At 71.0% G+C, this 20077-nt stretch carries 16 protein-coding genes; 7 read left to right on the forward strand and 9 right to left on the reverse strand.

All coding sequences use genetic code 11. The annotated features are described in order from the left end of the window. The first annotated feature begins 1 nt into the window (after position 1). A complete protein-coding gene (locus tag AB0877_RS03585; protein WP_366606310.1) occupies positions 2 to 1045 on the forward strand; it encodes a 4Fe-4S dicluster domain-containing protein in 1044 nt (347 codons plus the stop codon). After that, complete coding sequence (gene nrfD, locus AB0877_RS03590; RefSeq protein ID WP_366606311.1) at positions 1042 to 2007, forward strand: NrfD/PsrC family molybdoenzyme membrane anchor subunit; 966 nt, start codon at positions 1042 to 1044, stop codon at positions 2005 to 2007. Before AB0877_RS03585 ends, nrfD begins: the two co-directional genes overlap by 4 nt. A gap of 83 nt (positions 2008 to 2090) precedes the next feature. Here the strand turns inward: nrfD and AB0877_RS03595 are convergent, their stop codons facing one another. The 5 genes from AB0877_RS03595 to AB0877_RS03615 all read right to left on the reverse strand — a co-directional run bounded on the left by AB0877_RS03595 (position 2091) and on the right by AB0877_RS03615 (position 7522). Continuing rightward, positions 2091 to 3650: an OFA family MFS transporter gene (locus tag AB0877_RS03595; RefSeq protein WP_366607083.1), complete on the reverse strand. Its 1560-nt coding sequence runs from the start codon at positions 3648 to 3650 to the stop codon at positions 2091 to 2093. Positions 3651 to 3922: 272 nt separating this feature from the next. Then, on the reverse strand, positions 3923 to 4792 hold the full coding sequence (locus AB0877_RS03600; protein ID WP_366606313.1) for an SDR family oxidoreductase: 870 nt from the start codon (positions 4790 to 4792) through the stop codon (positions 3923 to 3925). Further along, positions 4782 to 6275 (reverse strand): NAD(P)/FAD-dependent oxidoreductase, encoded by a 1494-nt coding sequence (locus AB0877_RS03605; RefSeq protein ID WP_366606315.1) that lies wholly within the window; start codon positions 6273 to 6275, stop codon positions 4782 to 4784. Before AB0877_RS03605 ends, AB0877_RS03600 begins: the two co-directional genes overlap by 11 nt. A 75-nt stretch (positions 6276 to 6350) precedes the next feature. Then, positions 6351 to 6857, reverse strand: a complete 507-nt coding sequence (locus AB0877_RS03610; protein WP_366606317.1) for a VOC family protein — start codon at positions 6855 to 6857, stop codon at positions 6351 to 6353. A gap of 92 nt (positions 6858 to 6949) precedes the next feature. Further along, on the reverse strand, positions 6950 to 7522 hold the full coding sequence (locus tag AB0877_RS03615; RefSeq protein ID WP_366606319.1) for a winged helix-turn-helix domain-containing protein: 573 nt from the start codon (positions 7520 to 7522) through the stop codon (positions 6950 to 6952). A 195-nt stretch (positions 7523 to 7717) separates the two neighbouring features. On the opposite strand from AB0877_RS03615, the gene AB0877_RS03620 reads away from it, so the two are divergent. Next, complete coding sequence (locus tag AB0877_RS03620) at positions 7718 to 12142, forward strand: S8 family serine peptidase (protein WP_366606321.1); 4425 nt, start codon at positions 7718 to 7720, stop codon at positions 12140 to 12142. A 73-nt stretch (positions 12143 to 12215) separates the two neighbouring features. Here the strand turns inward: AB0877_RS03620 and AB0877_RS03625 are convergent, their stop codons facing one another. Continuing rightward, positions 12216 to 12716: a winged helix-turn-helix domain-containing protein gene (locus tag AB0877_RS03625; protein ID WP_366606323.1), complete on the reverse strand. Its 501-nt coding sequence runs from the start codon at positions 12714 to 12716 to the stop codon at positions 12216 to 12218. Between the two features lie 269 nt (positions 12717 to 12985). On the opposite strand from AB0877_RS03625, the gene AB0877_RS03630 reads away from it, so the two are divergent. From AB0877_RS03630 to AB0877_RS03645, 4 genes are read left to right on the forward strand one after another with little or no spacing between them, the layout of a single operon-like run. Beyond that, entirely contained in the window at positions 12986 to 13963 is a 978-nt protein-coding gene (locus AB0877_RS03630; RefSeq protein WP_366606325.1) for a phosphatase PAP2 family protein, read from the forward strand. Positions 13964 to 13979: 16 nt separating this feature from the next. Then, positions 13980 to 14672, forward strand: a complete 693-nt coding sequence (locus tag AB0877_RS03635; protein ID WP_366606327.1) for a response regulator transcription factor — start codon at positions 13980 to 13982, stop codon at positions 14670 to 14672. Continuing rightward, positions 14669 to 16129, forward strand: coding sequence for a HAMP domain-containing sensor histidine kinase (locus AB0877_RS03640; RefSeq protein WP_366606329.1), 1461 nt, complete (start codon positions 14669 to 14671; stop codon positions 16127 to 16129). The genes AB0877_RS03635 and AB0877_RS03640 overlap by 4 nt, the downstream gene beginning before the upstream one ends. Then, entirely contained in the window at positions 16126 to 16629 is a 504-nt protein-coding gene (locus AB0877_RS03645) for a hypothetical protein (RefSeq protein WP_366606331.1), read from the forward strand. The genes AB0877_RS03640 and AB0877_RS03645 overlap by 4 nt, the downstream gene beginning before the upstream one ends. A gap of 12 nt (positions 16630 to 16641) precedes the next feature. Here AB0877_RS03645 and AB0877_RS03650 read toward each other — a convergent pair whose 3' ends face one another. From AB0877_RS03650 to AB0877_RS03660, 3 genes are read right to left on the reverse strand one after another with little or no spacing between them, the layout of a single operon-like run. Next, entirely contained in the window at positions 16642 to 17667 is a 1026-nt protein-coding gene (locus tag AB0877_RS03650) for a D-alanine--D-alanine ligase family protein (protein WP_366606332.1), read from the reverse strand. Next, positions 17664 to 18806 (reverse strand): alanine racemase, encoded by a 1143-nt coding sequence (gene alr, locus AB0877_RS03655; RefSeq protein WP_366606333.1) that lies wholly within the window; start codon positions 18804 to 18806, stop codon positions 17664 to 17666. The genes AB0877_RS03650 and alr overlap by 4 nt, the downstream gene beginning before the upstream one ends. Further along, positions 18803 to 19945, reverse strand: a complete 1143-nt coding sequence (locus tag AB0877_RS03660) for an acyltransferase (protein ID WP_366606334.1) — start codon at positions 19943 to 19945, stop codon at positions 18803 to 18805. The genes alr and AB0877_RS03660 overlap by 4 nt, the downstream gene beginning before the upstream one ends. Positions 19946 to 20077: the final 132 nt, after the last annotated feature.

Genomic DNA, 20077 nt, shown 5'->3' on the forward strand with positions numbered 1-20077 from the left:
CATGCCTCACGCCAACGCCCTGTACGGGCCGCTGGACCCCGCACCGGACGCCGGCTACGACAACCCGCCGCCGCGAATGGGGTTCTTCACCGACACCAGCGTCTGCATCGGCTGCAAAGCGTGCGAGGTGGCCTGCAAGGAGTGGAACGGCGTCCCCGAGAGCGGCCTGGACCTGCTCGGCATGTCGTACGACAACACCGGCGCGTTGACAGCGAACTCGTGGCGGCACGTCGCGTTCGTGGAGCAGCCCCGGCCGGCCGGCTGGGCGACTCCGGCGTTCGCGGGGGACCCGGACGGGCCGGCGATCAGCCCGGTGACGGCGGCGGCCGGCGCGCGTACCGGCACCGACACCGGAACGGACCCCGGCCTGTCCACCGGCTCGCCCGGTGCGGCGGCCCGCATGTCGGGCGGGCCGGAGTTCCTGGGGATGCCGGGCGCGCAGCCGCCGGGGAGGGGCTCGGGCGCGCAGGGGCGGACGGATTTTCGCTGGTTGATGATGTCGGACGTGTGCAAGCACTGCACCCACGCGGCCTGCCTGGACGTCTGCCCGACAGGTTCCCTGTTCCGGACGGAGTTCGGCACTGTGGTGGTGCAGGAGGACATCTGCAACGGCTGCGGTTACTGCATCTCCGCCTGCCCGTACGGCGTCATCGATCAACGCAAGGACGATGGCCGGGCGTGGAAGTGCACGCTGTGCTACGACCGGTTGGGCGCGGGCATGACCCCCGCGTGTGCGCAGGCGTGTCCGACGGAGTCGATCCAGTACGGCGCCCTGGACGAGTTGCGGGAGCGGGCCGCCGCGCGGGTGGCGAAGCTGCATGAGCGGGGCGTGCCGGAGGCCCGGTTGTACGGGCACGACCCGAACGACGGGGTCGGTGGTGACGGGGCGTTTTTCCTCCTGTTGGACGAGCCAGAGGTGTACGGGTTGCCGCCCGACCCGATCGTGACCACCCGCGACCTGCCGGCCATGTGGCGTCACGCCGGTGTGGCCGCCCTGGCGATGGCCGCCGCCACCGTCGTCGCGTTCCTGGGGAGGCGGTCATGACCCGCGGTGGTGAGCAGCTCACGGTGCCGCCGGCCGACTTCGCCTCCTACTACGGCCGGCCGGTGTTGAAGCCGCCGGTGTGGAAGTACGACATCGCCGGTTACCTGTTCACCGGAGGTCTCGCCGCCGGAGGCGCGCTGATCGGCGGGGCCGCCCAACTGACCGGACGACCGGGGCTGCGCGTGATCGGCCGTTGGACGGCCCTCGGCGGTATCGCCGCCAGTACGTACCTGCTGGTGCACGACCTCGGCCGGCCGACCCGGTTCCACCACATGCTCCGAGTGGTCAAGGTGACCTCACCGATGTCGGTCGGCACCTGGATCCTCGCCGCGTTCGGCCCGGCCGCCGGTGTGGCCGCGGTCGCCGAGCTCGCGCCGCGGCTCCCCGCGCACGGTGTTCTCGGCCTGGCCCGCCGGCTGGCGCCACCCGTCGGCGACATCGCCGGGTTGGCCGCGGCTGCCACCGCCCCGGCGCTGGCCACCTACACCGGGGTGCTGCTGGCCGACACCGCCGTACCTGCCTGGCACGAGGCGTACCCCTATCTGCCGATCGTCTTCGGCGGCAGCGCGCTCGCCGCCGCCACCGGGGTCGGCCTCATCGCGGCACCCGCCACCCAGAGCGCTCCGCTGCGGCGACTCGCCGTCGTCGCGGCGACCATCAAGTACCTGGGCGGTCGCCGGATGGAGCGGTTGGGCCTGACCGGTGAGCCCTACCGGCAGGGTCGCAGCGGTCGGCTGGTCCGTGCGGGTGACGTGCTGCTCGGCGTGGGCACCGTCGCCGCGCTGTTCAGCCGACGCAGCCGGGTGCTGGCGGCGATCTCCGGCGCCGCCCTCGTGGCATCGTCGGTGGCCACCCGGTTCGGCGTCTTCGAGGCGGGACGGGTGTCGGCCCGCGATCCGAAGTACACGGTCGTGCCACAACGGGAGCGGCTCGATGAGAAGCGGTCGGCGACCCGGCCCTGAGCGGATCGGCGCGACGGTAAGGCGCCCCCTGCCGAGGGGCGCCTTATTCGGCGTGCAAGAGGCCCGCGACTGGGCTGCCCGCGTCAGCCGGTGAACAGCTTCGCGGCGGTGATCGCGGTCTGGATGATGCCGTACCCGAGGAGCACCGCGACCAGCAGCCACGACAACCAGAGCCGCCCGGTCTGGTTACCGACGCGCGGCGGGGCGGGCGGTTGACTGTCGCGCCCGAGCGCGACCGGCTCGGTGACGGTGGCCTTCGCCACGGGCGAGGCCGGTCCTCGGTTCGGTTCGTGGAACCGTTCGGGCACGGAACGCACGAGCAGATTCGCGATGAACCCGATGGCGAGGATGCCGACCATGGTGAACAGCGCCGGCCGGTACGCCGCCGCGGTGAGCGTGCCGGGCTTGCCCTGCGTGTCGAGGATCCCGTTGACGATCAGCGGGCCGGCGACGCCCGCCGCCGACCAGGCGGTGAGGATCCGGCCGTGGATGGCCCCGACCTGGAAGGTGCCGAACAGGTCACGCAGGTAGGCCGGCATGGTGGCGAAGCCACCGCCGTAGAAGGAGATGATCGCGGCGGCGATCAGCACGAAGACCGCGGTCGCGGAGTGGCCCGCGACGGCGAGCAGCAGGTACAGCACCATGCCGACGCCGAGGTAGACCATGTAGATGGGCTTGCGGCCGATGAGGTCGGACGTCGTGGACCAGACAAAGCGGCCCGCCATGTTGAACAGCGACAGCACCCCCACGAAACCGGCCGCCGCCGTCACCGAGACCGTGGTGGCGGTCCCGTTGTCCCGGAAGAAGTCCTGGATCATCGGGCTTGCCTGCTCCAGGATGCCGATGCCCGCGGTGACGTTGCAGAACAGCACGATCCACAGCAACCAGAACGATCGGGTGCGCACGGCGTTCGACGCCGACACGCTCGCCGTCGTCACGAGGGGCCGGGTGGCGACGCTCGCGGGGTCGAACCCGGCGGGTCGCCAGTCCGGCGCCGGAACCCGGACGTTGAACGGGCCGAACATCATGATCACGAAATAGCCGATGCCGAACGTGACGAAGAGTGCCACGAGGGCGTGGCCAGACGCCACGGCTGCCGGGTTGTCGGGGTTGTAGCCGGAGTCGTAGAGGGAGAGCAGTTGGCGCGCGAGCGGGCCGGCGACCAGGGCGCCGCCGCCGAACCCCATGATGGCCAGCCCGGTGGCGAGGCCGGGGCGGTCCGGGAACCACTTGATCAGCGTGGAGACGGGCGAGATGTAACCGATCCCGAGCCCGATTCCGCCGATCACGCCGTACCCGAGGTAGAGCAGCCACAGCTGCTGGGTCGCGATGCCGAGCGCGCCGACCAGGAAACCGACGGCCCAGAAGCACGCCGAGACGAACATCGCCCGGCGCGGCCCGTTGCGCTCCACCCACCGTCCACCGACCGCCGCCGACGAGCCCAGCATGACGATGGCGATGCTGAAGATCGCCCCGATCGCCGTCTGGCTGACGTCGAAGTGCGCGATGAGGGAGTTCTTGTAGACACTCGTCGCGTACACCTGGCCGATGCACACGTGCACGGCCAGTGCCGCGGTCGGGATGAGCCAACGGCTGTATCCCGGGGGAGCGACAGTGTGCCGAGGATCGAGTAGCGACAGCATGGGCATCGTCCACACCTCCTGCGGCTGAACCGGCCGGCGGCGGTGCAGGGCTGTCCGACCCGGTCGTCGACCGAGCGGCACCGCCACGGTGGCGGCCCGGTGCACGCCTGCGTCAGCCGTCGTCCGGCTGCATCCTCACGTTACGTGTCAGCGAGAGCACAACCTGTCATTACCGCGAAACGCGGGGTACGGAGGCGGCCCGCCCGGCGCGCGCTCCACGTCCAGCAGCGTCGGGCGGGCTCCGCTGCCCGCACGCCGGACGTGCATGCTCATCACCGCTCGCCCACCGACGTCCGGCCGAACGAACGCCCGAGCTGGCGCACCTCGTCCTCCATCTGGTCGACCATCGTCCGGCCGCCGAACCGGGTGATCAACGCGTCCGAGAGGCCGCTCAGCACCACCGGCCGCAGCGCCTGCACCAGGGCGAGCGACCGTGGCACGTACACCTTGCGCCTGCGGCGCTCGATGCCGTGGAGCAGGGCCTCGACGCACCGCTCGACGGGTACGACGGTGGACAGCGGCCACGGCAGCCGGCGCAGCGTGTCGCGGAACGACGCCAGGTCGTCACGGATGTCGCGGACCAGGTCGGTGTCGATCCAGATCGGATGTGCCGTGCCGACGGTGACGCCGCGCGGGCGGGTCTCCAGGCGCAGCACGTTCGCGAACTGCTCCACGCCCGCCTTGGACGCGCAGTAGGCCGCCATGCCGGGCATCGCCGTGAAGGCGGCGGCCGACGAGACGATCAGGACGTGGCCGCGGGCGGCGGTGACGTGCGGCAGCGTCGCGCTCACCGTGCGGATCGCGCCGCAGAGGTTCACCTCGACGGTACGGACCAGCGCGTCCACCGGTCCGACGGCGACGGTGCCGAGGTTCGCGATGCCCGCGTTGGCCACGACGACGTCGATGCCACCGAAGCGGTCCACCGTGGAGGCCACTGCCGCGTCCAACGCCGCCTGGTCGGTGACGTCACACTCGTGCCAGTGCGCGTCGAGGTCGGCGCTGAGCTGTTCGAGCAGCTCGCCTTCCAGACCGACGAGGGCGACCCGGGCCCCGCGGGTGACCGCCTCGCGGGCCAGTTGCGCCCCGATGCCGCGCGCCGCGCCGGTGATGAACACGACCTTGCCTGCCAGGTCATACCGCATCGGCGTGCTCCCGCTCCGGTTCGTTGGGCGTGCTGCCGGTCGGGGTGATGTGGTAGTCGGCCGGGCGGAACCGGCGCAGCCTCATCCGGAAGCTGGTGGCGAACCCCGGCCAGATGGTGGTGTTGCGGCCGGTGGCGTCGAGGTACCAACTCGAACAGCCGGTCTGCCAGACGGTGCCGGCCATCAACTCATCGACCCGCTCGGTCCAGCGTCGTTGCGCCTGCGCGGTGGGCTCGATGGCCTGGATGCCCCCGGCCCGCATGTGACGCAGGGCCGCGAGCACCAGACGCAGCTGCGCCTCGATCATCAGCACCACCGAGGTGTGCCCGAGCCCGGTGTTCGGGCCGAGCAGGAAGAACAGGTTGGGGAAGCCGGCGATGGCCGTGCCCCGGTACGCGTGCATGCTGGGGGTCCACGCGTCGCCCAGGCTGTGCCCGCCCCGACCGTGGATGCGCCGTACGACGGGGGAGTCGGTGACGTGGAAGCCGGTCCCGAGGATGATCGTGTCCGCCCCGTGGTGGACGCCGTCGTCGGTGACGAGACCGTCCGGCGCGATCCGGGCGATGCCGTCGGTGACGACGTCGACGTTCGGGCGGGTGAGCGAGGGCCAGTAGTCGTTGGAGATCAACACCCGCTTGCAGCCCATCGCGTAGCGGGGGGTGAGCTTGTCCCGCAGGATCGGATCGGGAACCTGACGCCGCAGCGTGCGCAGGGACCGGCGCGAGACGAGACGGTTGACCGTCGGGCGCAGGAAGCCCAGGCCCATGCTCTCGCGGACCAGATAGATTCCTGCCCGGGCGGCCCGCTGCGCACCGGGCACGGTGCGGAACGCGGCCTGCTCGACCCCGCTGATCCGGCGCGACAACCTCGGCATGATCCAGGCGGGAGTGCGTTGGAACAGCGTCAGCCTCTCGACCGTCGGCTGGATCTGTGGCACGAACTGGATGGCCGAGGCGCCGGTGCCGATCACCGCGACGCGCCGACCGGTCAGGTCGTGGTCGTGCCGCCAACGGGCGGAGTGGAACACCGTGCCGGTGAACTCCCCGATACCGGGCAGGTCGGGGATGGCCGGGTCGCTGAGCGGGCCGGCGGCACAGATCAGGACCCGGGCGCTGTGGTCGCCGCCCGAGGTGCGCAACAGCCAGCGTTGGCGTTGGTCGTCCCACCTGGCGTCCCGTACCTCGTGGCGCAACCGCAACCTCGGGCGGATGCCGAAGCGGTCGACGCAGTCGCGCAGGTAGTCCCAGATCTCCGGCTGACTGGAGAACGTGTTCGACCAGCCGGGGTTGGGGGCGAAGGAGAACGAGTAGAGGTGCGAGGGGACATCGCAGGCGCAGCCCGGGTAGGTGTTGTCACGCCAGGTGCCGCCGACGTCCTCACCCCGGTCGAAGACGAGAAAGTCGGTGAACCCGGCCCGCTGCAGGCGGATGGCGGCACCCAGGCCGCCGAAGCCGGCGCCGATGATGGCAACGTCTGTCTCCACTCACTCCTCCGTGAGCTCGGGCGCTGTCGGGTCGGTCACCGGCGGCCAGAGCGGATCGCCCAGCTGGGGGCGGGCTCACTCGCTGCGGGCGAAGCCACCCTTCGGCGCGATGATCTCCAGGTTCGTCCCGTCCGGGTCGTTGAAGTACGCGACCTCGGTGCCGACCGCCGCCGGCGGCTCCACCTCACCGGACGCGAACGTGTACGGCTGCCCGAGGAACTCGAACCCGGCCCCGCGCATCCGGTCGTAGACCGCGCGCACGTCGTCCACGTGGAAGCACAGGTGCATCGAGCCGGGCCGGTTGGCCGCCACCTGGGCGGCGTCGCCCACCGGCTCCTGGAACTGGATCAGGTCGATCCCGAGGTTGTCGAGGTTGAACGTGGCGTACCGCAGCTTCGTCGTCGGCAAGCCCTGCGACTGTGCGAAGCCGGCGCCGTGCATGCTCTCGTCCCGAACGACCGGCTCCGCGCCGAGCAGGGCCTGGTAGAACGCGACCGAGCGGTCGAGGTCACTCACCGCGATCCCGACGTGCGCGGCCTTCTTCAGCCCGATGGACACGGTCGAGGGATTGGGGAATGCCATCCTGACTCTCCTTGCCAGCGCTCTTCGTCGCCTGTGTCGATGCTGATCTTCGTGACGTACCCAGGGTTAGATCAGTTCATGCGACGTCGCTGTCAGGCCCGTTCGACCCGTGCCTGCTGGTGATCGGTCAGCCGTAGCCCCACACCGCGCACCACATCGATGGTGGCTTTGGTGCCCAGGCCGTGCAGCTTGCGGCGCAGCCGCTTGACCAGCGACTGTACGTCCGCCTTGCGTTCGCGTCCCTCGTCACCCCAGACCGACCGGTGCAGCTCGGCGTAGCTCCAGACCCGGGCCGGCTCGGTGATCAGGCAGGTCAGCAGGTCGTGTTCCAGGCGGGTGAGGTCGATCTCACGGTCACCGCAGCGGGCGCTGGAGCGGGCCGAGTCGATCACCAGGGCGGCGACCGGCGTCGGCTCCGATGGGGCGGCCGACTGCTGCGGGGCGGCGATCAACCGGCGCAGCTCGTCGAGGTCGGAGACCAGCAGCAGCGGTGCGATGCCGTCGAGAAGCTCCGCGAGCCGGATGCGCTCGGCCGGCGAGGGGGTCACAGCGATGAGCAGTGGGAACGGCTCGCCGGCCGGATCACCCCTGTTCACCGTTGCCTCGTCGTCCTCGGCCACCGCACCGCCCGGGATCGATGGGCATCCCTGCCCAACTGTCGTCATGGTCCTGACAATGATTGGCAAGCACGCCGCCAGCCAGGGCAACTCTTAGCGACAAGTTGCTCACGGCAAGTTCTTGATCGTCCGTTCTTCTCGATCATAGTGTCCACTCGGGCAACCGGCGTGACCCGCGCGGTGCATGGGGGAGGTCCACCATGGCCCATTACACCCTGGGTCGTTCTGAGGGAGGCAGCACCGATGTTCAGACGTCCACAATGGCGGCGCGCGGCCAGATCGCTGGTGAGCGCCGGCGCGGCGACGGTCCTCGCCGCGACATGCTTGGCGACGATCAGCTCGGGCGCGCAGGCCGCGCCGGGCGGTGCGATGGGGGCGGGCACCCAGACCGGGGACAAGATCCGACCGGAGCTCGCGAAGCAGCTCCAGGCCAAGAGTGAAGGGGACTTCTGGATCCGGTTCAAGGACCGGGCCGACCTGAGCAAGGCCAGCGCCATCAAGGACTGGTCGAAGCGGGGCACGGCGGTGGCGGACGCGCTGCGCAAGACAGCCGCCGCGAGCCAGGGCAAGATCCGGGCCGACCTGGACAGCTCGGGCACCAAGTACCAGACCTTCTGGGCGACCAACGCCATCAAGGTGAACAGCGGCTCGCTGGCGATGGCCCAGAAGTTCGCCGGGCACTCGGAGGTCGAGGGCCTCTACGCCCCGGTCTCGTACAAGGTGCCGGAGACGACCAAGGGCACCGACGAGAAGACCGTGAACGCCCTGGAGTGGGGCATCGCCAACATCAACGCCGACGACGTCTGGTCCCAGTACGGCGTCAAGGGCGAGGGCATCACCGTCGCGAACATCGACACCGGGGTGCAGTTCAACCACCCGGCGCTGGTGAACTCCTACCGCGGCAACAACGGCGACGGGACGTTCGACCACAACTACAACTGGTTCAACGCCGCCAACGCGACCGGGGCCTGCGCCACCGCTCCCTGTGACGGCGACGGCCACGGCACGCACACCATGGGGACCATGGCCGGCTCCGACGGCGCGAACCAGATCGGTGTCGCCCCCGGGGTCAAGTGGATCGCGGCGAACGGTTGCTGCCCCAGTGACGCCGCTCTGATCAATTCCGGTCAGTGGATGCTCGAACCGCTGGACCTCAACGGTCAGAACGCGGACGCGAGCAAGCGCCCGAACATCATCAACAACTCGTGGGGCACCCGGGACCCGTCCAACGAGCCGTTCATGGAGGACGTGACGGACGCCTGGGCCGCCTCCGGGATCTTCAGCACCTGGTCCAACGGCAACAGCGGGCCGGCCTGCCAGAGCAGTGGCTCGCCCGGCAGCCTCGCCAGCAACTACTCGACCGGCGCGTACGACGTGAACAACAACGTCGCCGGCTTCTCCGCCCGCGGCGTCGGTCAGAACGGCGAGATCAAGCCCAATATCTCCGCGCCGGGCGTGAACGTCCGGTCGAGCATCCCGGGCAGCGCCTACGGCAGCATCAGCGGCACCTCGATGGCCGCGCCGCACCTCGCGGGCGCGATCGCGCTGCTGTACTCGGCGGCACCGTCGCTGGTCGGCGACGTCAACGCGACCCGCGCGCTGCTCAACGGCGCCGCGATCGACAAGGCCGACGACCAGTGTGGTGGCACCGCCGCCGACAACAACGTCTACGGCGAAGGCCGACTGGACGCCCTCGCGTTGCTCAACGCCGCCCCGACCGGCGACATCGGCACGCTGGCCGGCACGGTCACCGACGCGACCTCCGGCGCCCCGATCGCCGGCGCGACGCTGACGCTCACCGGGGCGTCCGAGCGTGAGCTGACCACCGGCGCCGACGGCACGTTCTCCACCCAGCTTCCCACCGGCGACTACCAGGTCGCCGTCGCGGCGTTCGGGTACGGCAGCACCACCAGGACGGCGACGGTCGCCAAGGGCGCGACCACGACGCTCGACGTCGCCCTCACGGCGGTGCCGAGCGTCAACATCACCGGAGCGGTCACCGACGGCTCCGGCCACGGCTGGCCGTTGTACGCCAAGGTCACCGTGACCGGGGTGTCCGGCGTCTACGACCACACCACCCCGTCGAACGGCCGCTACAGCATCAAGCTGCCGGCCGGGCAGACGTACACCCTGACGTACGAGCCGCAGTACCCGGGCTACCAGACCGTCACCAAGCAGGTCGTGGTCGGCTCGGGCAACGTCACCGCCAACGTCGCCGTGCCGGTGGACAGCAACGCCTGCACCACCGCCCCCGGGTACACGTTCGGCTCCGACGGTGAGTACGAGACCTTCGACGCCACGACCACGCCGGCCGGCTGGACCGTCGTCGACAACGCGACCAGCGGTCAGGTCTGGAAGTTCACCGACGACGGCGACCGGGGCAACCTGACCGGCGGCAGCGGCAACTTCGCGATGATCGACAGCGACGCGTACGGGGCGGGCACCAGCCAGGACACCTCGCTGGTCAGCCCGGTGGTCGACCTGACCGGCGTCACGGCCCCGGTCATCCGGTTCAACCAGGACTTCAACCAGCTCAACGACGACACCGCCGACGTGGACATCAGCATCGACGGCGGGGCCACCTGGACCAACGTGCTCCGGCAGGAGACGGATGTCCGGGGACCGAAGCTGACCGAGATCCCGATCCCGCAGGCGGCCGGTAAGGCGCAGGTGCAGGTGCGCTTCCACTACTACGACGCCTCGTACGACTGGTGGTGGGAGGTCGACAACGTCCTGATCGGCAGCCAGGTCCTCTGCGTGCCGGTCGACGGCGGTCTGGTCGTCGGCAACGTCCGCGACAAGAACGACGACAGCTACGTCAACGGCGCGACCGTCACCAGCAAGGACCGGCCCGCCGAGAAGGCCGTCACGGTGGCGACCCCGGACGACCCGGGGTTGGCCGACGGCTTCTACTGGATCTACTCGTCGCTGACCGGCGAGCACCCGTTCACGGCGACCGCCGGCAACTACGTCAGCCAGACCAAGACCGTCGACGTCGAGGCCGACTGGGCGACCACCGCGAACTTCCAGCTCGCGGCCGGCCGGCTGTCGGTGGCGCCCACGCAGCTGAGCGCGACGCTCCAGATGCCCAACGGCAAGACCAGCAAGTCGTTCACCGTGACGAACACCGGCGGCGCGCCGGTCGAGGTCAAGTTCGGTGAGCGGGACAACGGATTCGAGTTGCTGCGGGCGGACGGGTCCAGGGTCACCCGCCAGCAGGCGCTCGGCTCCAGCGGCGCGCCGGAGCAGCGGCTGACCGTACCGACGTCGTTCGCCGCCAAGGCGTCCGGCAAGGAGGCCAAGGCGGCCGCCCCGGCGGCCGGCCCGCAGGCGGCGCCGTGGACCGACATCGCCAACTACCCGGCCACGATCATGGACAACCGGGTGGTGAACCTGGACGGCAAGGTGTACTCGATCGGTGGTGGCGACGGTGAGGCCTCCACCACCAAGAACTACGCCTACGACCCGGCCGCGCAGACCTGGACGGCGATCGCCGACCTTCCCGGCGCGCGTAACGCGGTGACCGCGGGCGTGGTGAACGGCAAGATCATCGTCAGCGGTGGCTGGGGCGACTCCGGCCCGGACTCCGCCACCTGGTCGTACGACCCGGGGGCCAACACCTGGACGGAACTGGCCGACAACCCGGCTCCGCGGGCCGCGGCCGGTCAGGCCGTCGTCGACGGCAAGCTGTACGCGGTCGGTGGCTGCACGACGGCGGCCTGTCTGCCGATGTCGAACAGCGTCGTCCGGTACGACCCGACCGGTGACAAGTGGGAGCCGATGGCCAACTACCCGAAGTCGGTGGCCTTCGCCTCCTGCGGCGGGATCGACGGCGTCCTCTACTGCACCGGCGGCAACGACGGATCCGCCGCGCAGAAGTCCAGCTACGCCTTCGACCCGGGTGCCAACACCTGGACCGCCGTCGCCGACGCGCCGGCCGACAACTGGGCCAGCTCGTACGCCGTCGCCAGCGGCAAGCTCCTCGTCGTCGGCGGCTCGCAGGGCGGGGCCATCAGCAACGCGGGCTTCGCCTTCGACCCGGCCGCCGGTTCGTGGTCCAACCTGCCGAACTCCAACACCGCGCGGTACCGCGGCGGCGCGGCGTGCGGCTTCTACAAGATCGGCGGCTCGTCCGGCAGCTTCAACGCGGCCCCGGACAGCGAGGTGCTCCCGGGCTTCGAGGGATGCTCCGAGTCGGCGGCCGATGTCAGCTGGATGACCATCGACAAGTCGGCGGTCACCCTCGCGCCGGGTGCGAAGGTCACCGTCACCGTCGGTCTGACCGCGAACGTGGACCAGCCGGGCACCTACTCCGGCGCGGTCGCGATCTCCGAGAACACCCCGTACTCGGTGGCACCGGTCGCGGTGACCATGACCGCGAACCCGCCGAAGACCTGGGGCAAGCTCATGGGTACGGTCACCGGCACCAGCTGCCAGGGTGCGACCTCGCCGTTGACCGGCGCGGTCGTGCAGGTCGACTCGTGGGCGGCGTCGTACACCTTCGCCACCGACGCCGAGGGCAAGTACGCCTACTGGGTGGACCGCCGCAACAACCCGCTCACGATGATCGTGGCCAAGGACGGCTGGAAGCCGCAGACCCGTCAGACCAGGATCGACACCGCCACCCCGACGGTGGAGAACTTCGGGTTGGCGCCCATCAGGTGCTGACGCCTGAGCAGTAGCCGCAGAAGTCCGGCCCGCCTGGTCCCCGACCGGGCGGGCCGGACCGCGCCCGGGATGATCAGACGGGCGCGAGCCGGAAGCCGACGCCGCGTACCGAGTGGATCGTCGCCGCGGCGTTGAGACTGGCGAGCTTGCCGCGCACCCGGCGGACCACCGAGTGGATGTCGGAGCCCCGGCCGAGGTGCCGGTTGCCCCAGACCTCGAGGTGCAGGCGCTCGTAGGTCCAGACCTGACCGGGCGCGTGCACCAGGCAGAGCAGGACGTCGTGCTCCAACCGGGTCAGGTCGATCTCCTGGTCGCGCCAGCGCAGCACCCGGCGGTCGGAGTCGACGGCCAGATCCGGTGGCGGTGGGCTCGGTGTCACCTCGGCGAGCGCTGCGGTGCTCGGAGGAGCCGGGGCGGCAGGCGCCTCGACCACCCCGAGGAAGTCTCGTGCCTGGTCGACCGTCGAGACGATCAGGAAGGCGTCACTGCCGCCGAGCAGCCGGGCCAGATGTCGCCGCTCGGCCGGCGAGGATGCGATGCCGATGACCAGGCTGGCCACTGGAGTTCCCTGCATTTGCCAACACCTTCCGGTTCCCCAACTCACTCCGGATGGATTTTTCGCACCGCCGACCGAAACATCGATCGGCGTCCTGACCCTAGTGGCGGCTGATCTCGGCCGGGTAAAACATAGTTGCATGTAAGCATGTGAATCCCGCCGCGCCGTCCAGGTCCGTCCGGCCCCACCGCCGACGATCCGCTTTCCGGAAGCGGTGGGGGTGGTTGTGACAGAACCAAGACAATTCGAGGACGGGGTACGGACCTGCCGAGGCGAGCATGGTCGCCATGTCCATCGGATCGTCGTACTCCGTCGGGCGGTCGACGCCGGGTCCGGCGCGACCGCTGCCCCACGCCCATGCGGCGGCGCCTCTGGGGCTTCGGCTGCTCGCGGCGGCGCTGTCCGCTCTGGTCGCCCTGACCCTCACCGGCGCCGTCTTCGTGCGGACGTCCCCCGGGCAGTGGCTGGACGGGGCCCTCCTGCCGCGCGCCGAGCGGGGCGGAGGCTACGAGCAGCAGACCGTGCTGGTGGGCCCGGCCAAGACCGTGCTGGCCACCTTCGGCAGCCCGACCCTCATCGCGGCCCTGCTCGGTGTGGTGCTGTTGGTGGGTGTGCTGCGCCGGCGGCTGGTGGCGGGTGTCGTCGGTGTAGGCGTCGTCCTCTGCGCGGTGCTGCTGGCCGGCGCGGTGAAATCGGAGCTGCCCCGCCCGGATCTGGAGGTCCTGAGCTCCACCACCCACAACAGCTTTCCCAGCGGCCATGTCGCGGCGGCGACCGCCCTGCTGCTGGCGTTCATGCTGGTCCTGCCCGGGTGGGCCCGGCGCTGGCTGGCGGTGCCGGGCGCGGCGGGGGTCTCGGTGATCGCCTCCGCCACGATGATCGCGGGCTGGCACCGGTTCAGCGACGTGCTCGGTGGCGTACTGCTGGGGGTGACCCTCTTCTGCCTGGCCGCGGCAGCATTGGCGACCTGGTCCGGCGGCCGCGACACGACGGGCGGTTCGGATGCCGGCAGCCTCTGGCGCAGGCTGGCCGAGGCGGTGGTCGGGCTGGTCGTGCTGGTCTGGGCGTCGCTGGTGGTCGTGCCCGGTCTGGCCGCCTCGGTGCAGCGCGGCTTGTTGATCGCCATCGTGGCCGCCGCCGCGTCGACGATGGTCCTGGTGGGGGCGGTGGTGTTGCTGGTGCGTTCGACGGGTTTCGCGGTGCCGCTGTCCCCACGGAGCCCTCCACAGCCACCGTCGACGACCGGAACCCGAAAGATCTCATGATGGGATACTTACTGACATGTCCCAGGTGCTGTTGATCGAAGACCACCAGACGGTGCGCGACGGACTGGAGCTGGCGCTCACCCGGCAGGGCCACACCGTGCACGCGGTGGGCACCGGTGAGCAGGGGTTGGAGCGGCTGCGTACGACCCCGTCCGATGTCGTGGTCCTCGATCTCATGCTGCCCGGGATGGACGGGTTCGAGGTCTGCCGCCGGATCCGGCAGCTCGGCGACCTGCCGATCATCATGCTCACCGCCCGCAACGACGACATGGACGTGGTCGCGGGCCTGGAGGCCGGTGCCGACGACTACGTGGTCAAGCCCGTGCAGGCCCGGGTGCTGGAGGCGCGCATCCGCGCGGTACTGCGACGGACCGGTGGTGACTCGCGGCGCGGCGGCGACCGGACCGGCCTCGAACAGCACGGTGAGTTGACCATCGACCGGGCCGCGCTGGTGGTCAGCAGGGACGGAACGCCGGTCAGCCTCGCGCCGACGGAGCTGCGGCTGCTGCTCGAACTCTCGCAGACGCCGGGCCAGGTGCTCAGCCGCCAGCAGTTGCTGGAGGCCGTCTGGGAGCACGGGTATCTCGGCGACTCGCGACTCGTGGACGCGTGCGTCCAGCGGGTACGCGCCAAGATCGAGGCCGACTCGTCCGCGCCGGTCTTCATCCAGACGGTCCGTGGTTTCGGATACCGGTTCGGGCCGCTGTGACGCTGTGGCGCCGGGTCGGCACGTGGGTCTCGGGTCTACGGGTCCGGCTCCTCCTGGCGTTCGCGCTGCTGGGCGTGACCACGACGGTGGCGGTGGCCGGTGGCAGCTACGTCCAGGCTCGGACCGTCATCCTGCAGCAGGCGCAGGACGCCGCTGTGATGTCGTTGACCGACCAGCTCACCAAGGTCTACCCGCTCGCCCAGCTGCCGCCGACCCAGGACGACCTCGAACTGTTGGCCCAACGCCTCAGCGACCGGGACAGCTTCGCGGTGGTCGTCTACCGGGACATGCGGGCACAGGGTGGCTCCGACCTCGCCGACCCGCTCAGCCCGGAGCTGCGGCAGAAGGTCCGTGACGGTCGCATCGCCTGGCAACGGGTCTCACTCGACGGAGAGCCCGCGCTGCTCATCGGTACCCAGTTGGCGCTCGACCGCCCGGACGGCACGTCCCGCCCGTCCGGGCTGGAGGTCTACTCGGTGCGCGATCTCGTGCCCGAGCAGCAGAGCATCGACCGGCTTGCCGGCCGGGCGTGGCTGACCGGCGGGTTGTCCCTGGTCCTCGCCGTCCTGCTGGCCCTGCTGTCCGCCCGCGGAGTCCTCCGACCCGTCCGTGACCTCAGCCGAGCGGCGCGCCGCCTCGGTGAGGGCGACCTGAGCACCCGGTTGACGGTCCGGGGCGCCGACGAGCTGGCGGATGTGGCACGGACCTTCAACGACACCGCCGGCACGCTGGAGCGGCAGGTCGGCGAGCTGCGGCGGTTGGAGTCCGACGCCCGCCGCTTCGTGGCCGACGTCTCGCACGAACTCCGGACGCCGCTGGCCGCGATGACGGCGGTCACCGACGTGCTCGACGAGGAGGCGGAGCACCTTCCCGGGGACGCGGGCCGGGCCGCCCGGCTGGTCAGCCAGGAGACACAGAACCTCAACCAACTGGTCAACGACCTCATCGAGATCAGCAGGTTCGACTCCGGCACCGCGCGGCTCGCCCTGGACGACGTGGACGTGGCCGCGGCGGTCACCGCCACCCTGCGGATCCGCGGTTGGCTGGACCGGGTACGAACGGAGTTGCCACCCGGCATCGTGGCCCGACTCGACCCCCGCCGACTGGACGTCATCGTCGCCAACCTGGTCGGCAACGCCTTTCGGCACGGTGCCGAGCCGGTGTCGGTGCGACTCGGCGCCGACCCGGACTGGGTCACCATCGAGGTGGCCGACCGGGGGCCCGGACTGGCCCCGGAGGTGATGCCACACGTCTTCGACCGCCTCTACAAGGCCGACACCGCGCGAACCCGCTCCGAGGGCAGCGGCCTCGGTCTCGCCATCAGTTGGGAGAACGCGCGCCTGCACCGCCACGGGGAGCGACGGGGGAGTCTCGTCGCGGGCAACGACACCCACGGCGGCGCGGTGTTCACCCTCCGCCTGCCCCGCGAAACGGCCGACACCGGAGGCGCCCGGTGACCGGCCGACGGACGGGCCTCCCGCTGCTCGTCAGCGGACTGCTGCTGACGCTGGTAGCGGCGGGCTGCGGGGTACGACCCAGCACTGTCATCACCGGTCGCCCGCCGATCAGCGGCCCCGCCCAGGGTGCCTGGCTCTACCTGCTCGCGCGGGGCGAACTGGTGCTGGTCCTCCGCCCGGCCAAGACCGCCCCGCCACCTGCCGCCGCGCTCTCGTTGCTCGCGGCCGGTCCGGTGGCGAACGAACGTGCCCAGGGTTTCACCACCGACGTTCCGGTGGACCTGGACCCGGTCACCGTGACGGCGGCAGCCGGTCGGACCGGTGACCTCACGGTGCGGGCGGAGATCGCCGTGCAGGCGTTGTCAGCGCAGGCGGTCGACCAGATCATCTGCACCACGGTCGCCGCCGCGGAGCAGGTCAGCGCAGCGAACAGCGCCACCACCGTCACCATCGTCGGGTCGGACGGCGCCCGAGGTCCCCGTGCGTGCCCGATCGGGTGATCGGACGCCGACTCACACCAGGTGGTCGACCGCGCGTTGCGGCCGAGGCAGCCCGCTGTGGTGGCCGTGGTCCCGGTCGGCCAGCGCGCCCGCGATCAGGATGTCGATCAGGGCGGCGAAGCCGATGCCAGCCTGCTGCCAGATCTGCGGGAACTGGGACGCGGCGGTGAAGCCGGGGAACGTGTTGACCTCGTTCACGATGGGCTCGGTCGACCCCTCGGTGGGCAGGAAGAAGTCGACCCGCAGCAGCCCACGGCAGTCGAGGGCCTGGAAGGCGCGGATCGCCCGGTCCTGAAGCACCTCGGTGGTCGCCGCGTCGAGCGGGGCGGGAATCTGAAAGATCGCCCCGCCGTCGTACTTCGCGTCGTAGTCGAAGAAGCCGGCGCCGGTCACCCGGATCTCCAGCGGCGGACCGGCCTGCACCCGGCCGTCCGGGTGCTGGAGGACGGCCACGTCGATCTCGCGCCCCCGGGCCCCCTGCTCGACGAGCACCTTCGGGTCGACCTGGCGGGCCTGCTCCAGCGCGGCCGGAACTCCCGCCCAGTCGTCCACCCTGAACACGCCGAGGCTCGACCCCGCACGGGCCGGCTTGACAAAGACGGGCAGCTCCAGCCGACGCTGGTCCTCGGCCGACAGGGCCTCACCGGGACGCAGGGTCACCCCCGGGCTGACCCGCAGACCGTCCGCCGCGAGGAGCCGTTTGGTGACCCCCTTGTCCATGCCAGCGGCGCTGGCGAAGACGCCGTTGCCGACGTACGGCACGCCGAGCCACTCCAGCAGCGAGGACACGGTGCCGTCCTCGCCGTACGGACCGTGCAGGGCCGGGAACACCACGTCCTGGGCACGCAGCACACGCAACGCCGCGGGCAGGGGCGTCGGTCGACCGCCGACGTGCCACCCGCCGTCGCGGTCGATGAGCACCTCGGTGACCTGGTACCGCTCACGGTCCAGGTGGGCCAGGATGCTCGCCGCCGAGCGGCAGGACACGTCGTGCTCGCCGCTCTGCCCGCCGTACAGCACTGCCAGTCGGGTTGTCATGAGTTCCGTGCCCTTCCATGGAGGTGCTCGCGGGCCACCCGGGCCCCGATGCCGGTCAAGATCTCGTGTGGGTTGGTGTCGGCCCAGCGGGCCCACTCGACGACCGTCGGAGGGTTCTGGTCGCTCCCGGCCGGGCCGAAGACCACGACCGGGTCGCCGATCGTCACGGGAAGGTCCCCGGCGTCGACCACGCACTGGTCCATGGCGATGCGCCCGACGATCGGGCACCGCCGACCGGCGAGCCACACCGAGGCGCTGCCCCCCGCGGCCCGGGGCAACCCGTCGGCGTAACCGAGCGGCAGCAGCGCCAGCGTGGTCGGTGTGCCGGTCACGTGGTCGGGCCCGTAGGAGACGCCCGTGCCGGCCGGCACCCGCTTGACGTTGACCACGCGGGTCCGCAGGGTCATCGCGGGGTGCAGCCCGAACTCACCCGGGCCGCTCACGCCGAACGGGTCCACGCCGTAGAGGGCGATCCCGATCCGGCAGAGGTCGAACCGGGTCCGCGGTGCGGAGAGCGCGGCCGCCGAGTTGGCCAGGTGGACGAGATCAGGGTCCAGGCCCGCCGACCGCGCGGTCCGCAGCGCCTCCTCGAAGATCGCCACCTGGCGGGTGAGCGCCGGTGCGCCCGGAAGGTCGGCGTCGGCGAGGTGGGACCACACCCCGCGCACCCGGATCCCACCCTCTCGTTCGTACTTGCGGGCCCAACCGACCAACTCGGGCCAGTCGTCCCCGGCGGCCCCGTTGCGGGACAATCCGGTGTCCGCCTTGAGCTGCACCATCGCCGGTGCGCCGAGCAGACGGGCCGCGTCGGCGACGGCGTGCAGGTGCGTCGTCGTGGACACGCCGACGTCGACGCCACTCTTGATCAACATACCGAAGTCGTCATCCGGGCCGTGCAGCCAGCTCAACGTGGGCGCTGTCACACCCGCCTCGCGCAGGGTCAGCGCCTCGGCCGTCGAGGTCACTCCCAGCCAGGAGGCGCCGGCGCGCAGCGCGGCCCGGGCCACCCGCACCGCGCCGTGGCCGAACCCGTCGGCCTTCACCACGGCCATCAGTCCGGTGCCGGCGACCGACGCGATCGTCCGCACGTTGCTGGCGATCGCGTCCAGGTCGACCAGGGCTTCGGCGAGGGCGCTCATCGGGCCGCCTCCACCGTGCGCCTGCCGGGCAGCGCGAACAGCCAGCCCGCGCCCACCGCCAGCAGCCCGCGGTGAACGGCCAGGCTCAGACCGATCACCAGCCCGCTCAGCAGAATCGGATAACCGAGCACGATCAGGCCCTGAGCGGACCCAGCCAGCCCGGAAACCGGTACGAGCAACAGCCGGTGCAGCAGGGCCAGGACCGGCATGTGAATGACGTAGATCGGCAGGGTGATGCGGCCGAGCCTAGCCAGCGGTTCGCTGAGCGCCGACCAGCGCGACAGCCGGGCAGCTGCGGTTATGCCGAAGATCACTGCCAGCACCGAGACCGCCGGCCATACTCCGAACCACTGCTGGGCACCGGTCACCGCCATCGCGGCGAGCGCCAGGACGTAGCCACCCGAGGTCAGCACCAGCCGGCGGTGGCTGGCGGTGGCGGCCCACTGCTGGATCTGCGGCCGCAGGTACAGCCCGGCGAGGAAGAAGACCAGGTTCTGGTAGAGGCCGGCGCGATTGCCGGGGGTGTCCAGCAGGCCGGCGGCAGCGACGGCGGACAGCGCGGCGGCGGGGACCAGGACCAGCGCCCGGGGCGCCCGGCGGGTCACCTTGGCGACCGTGAAGTACAGCGCCAGGGCGTACAGGTACCAGAGGTTGGACGGCGTGACGGTGAGCTGCTCCAGCAGGCCGAGCACCGAGGTGGCCCGGTCGGTCGGCAGTTCCGGCGCGGCGGCGAGGACCACGGTGTGGATCAGCAGCCAGACGGCGTACAGGTAGAGGAACCCGGCGATCCGGCTGCGGGCGACGACCCGCCACGGCCGCTGGGCGGCGTTCGCCGCGAAGACGCCCGAGATGGTGAAGAACAGCGGCATCCGCAGCGGCAGGAACTGCTCACCCAGCGTTCCCCAGAAGCCCGGCGCCGGTACGCCGACGTGCCACTCGATCTGGAGGTAGTCCTTCACGACGACGTGCCACAGCACGACGAGGACGATGCAGACGCCCTTCGCGGCATCCGCCCACTGCGCTCGGTGTGAGCCGGCGGCGGCGGGTGCGGGCCTGGTCCGTTGGCGGTGGCGGAACCGGACGCGCGTCGCGTCGGGCTCCTGCTCGGCGGGCCGGGACCTGGTGGGCTGTGGGATCACGCACCGAAAGCTGCCAGCCGGATATCCGCGCGTGGTCGCCGAATTGTCATGATCCGGTAATGGACGGCGCGGGACCCGACCGTGGGCGGTTCCGAGCCGCCCCGGCCGACGTCGGACGGCACTAGGCTCGGT

The sequence above is a fragment of the Micromonospora sp. NPDC047644 genome, from assembly GCF_040704315.1.
In the GTDB taxonomy this organism is placed as follows: Bacteria; Actinomycetota; Actinomycetes; order Mycobacteriales; family Micromonosporaceae; genus Micromonospora.

What these genes read in the sequence shown, in the direction of transcription:
- AB0877_RS03585 (WP_366606310.1), top strand. Translation starts at nt 2, where the DNA reads ATGCCTCACGCCAACGCCCTGTACGGGCCGCTGGACCCCGCACCGGAC.
- nrfD (WP_366606311.1), top strand. Translation starts at nt 1,042, where the DNA reads ATGACCCGCGGTGGTGAGCAGCTCACGGTGCCGCCGGCCGACTTCGCC.
- AB0877_RS03595 (WP_366607083.1), bottom strand. Translation starts at nt 3,650, where the DNA reads ATGCTGTCGCTACTCGATCCTCGGCACACTGTCGCTCCCCCGGGATAC.
- AB0877_RS03600 (WP_366606313.1), bottom strand. Translation starts at nt 4,792, where the DNA reads ATGCGGTATGACCTGGCAGGCAAGGTCGTGTTCATCACCGGCGCGGCG.
- AB0877_RS03610 (WP_366606317.1), bottom strand. Translation starts at nt 6,857, where the DNA reads ATGGCATTCCCCAATCCCTCGACCGTGTCCATCGGGCTGAAGAAGGCC.
- AB0877_RS03615 (WP_366606319.1), bottom strand. Translation starts at nt 7,522, where the DNA reads ATGACGACAGTTGGGCAGGGATGCCCATCGATCCCGGGCGGTGCGGTG.
- AB0877_RS03620 (WP_366606321.1), top strand. Translation starts at nt 7,718, where the DNA reads ATGTTCAGACGTCCACAATGGCGGCGCGCGGCCAGATCGCTGGTGAGC.
- AB0877_RS03625 (WP_366606323.1), bottom strand. Translation starts at nt 12,716, where the DNA reads ATGCAGGGAACTCCAGTGGCCAGCCTGGTCATCGGCATCGCATCCTCG.
- AB0877_RS03630 (WP_366606325.1), top strand. Translation starts at nt 12,986, where the DNA reads ATGTCCATCGGATCGTCGTACTCCGTCGGGCGGTCGACGCCGGGTCCG.
- AB0877_RS03635 (WP_366606327.1), top strand. Translation starts at nt 13,980, where the DNA reads ATGTCCCAGGTGCTGTTGATCGAAGACCACCAGACGGTGCGCGACGGA.
- AB0877_RS03650 (WP_366606332.1), bottom strand. Translation starts at nt 17,667, where the DNA reads ATGACAACCCGACTGGCAGTGCTGTACGGCGGGCAGAGCGGCGAGCAC.
- alr (WP_366606333.1), bottom strand. Translation starts at nt 18,806, where the DNA reads ATGAGCGCCCTCGCCGAAGCCCTGGTCGACCTGGACGCGATCGCCAGC.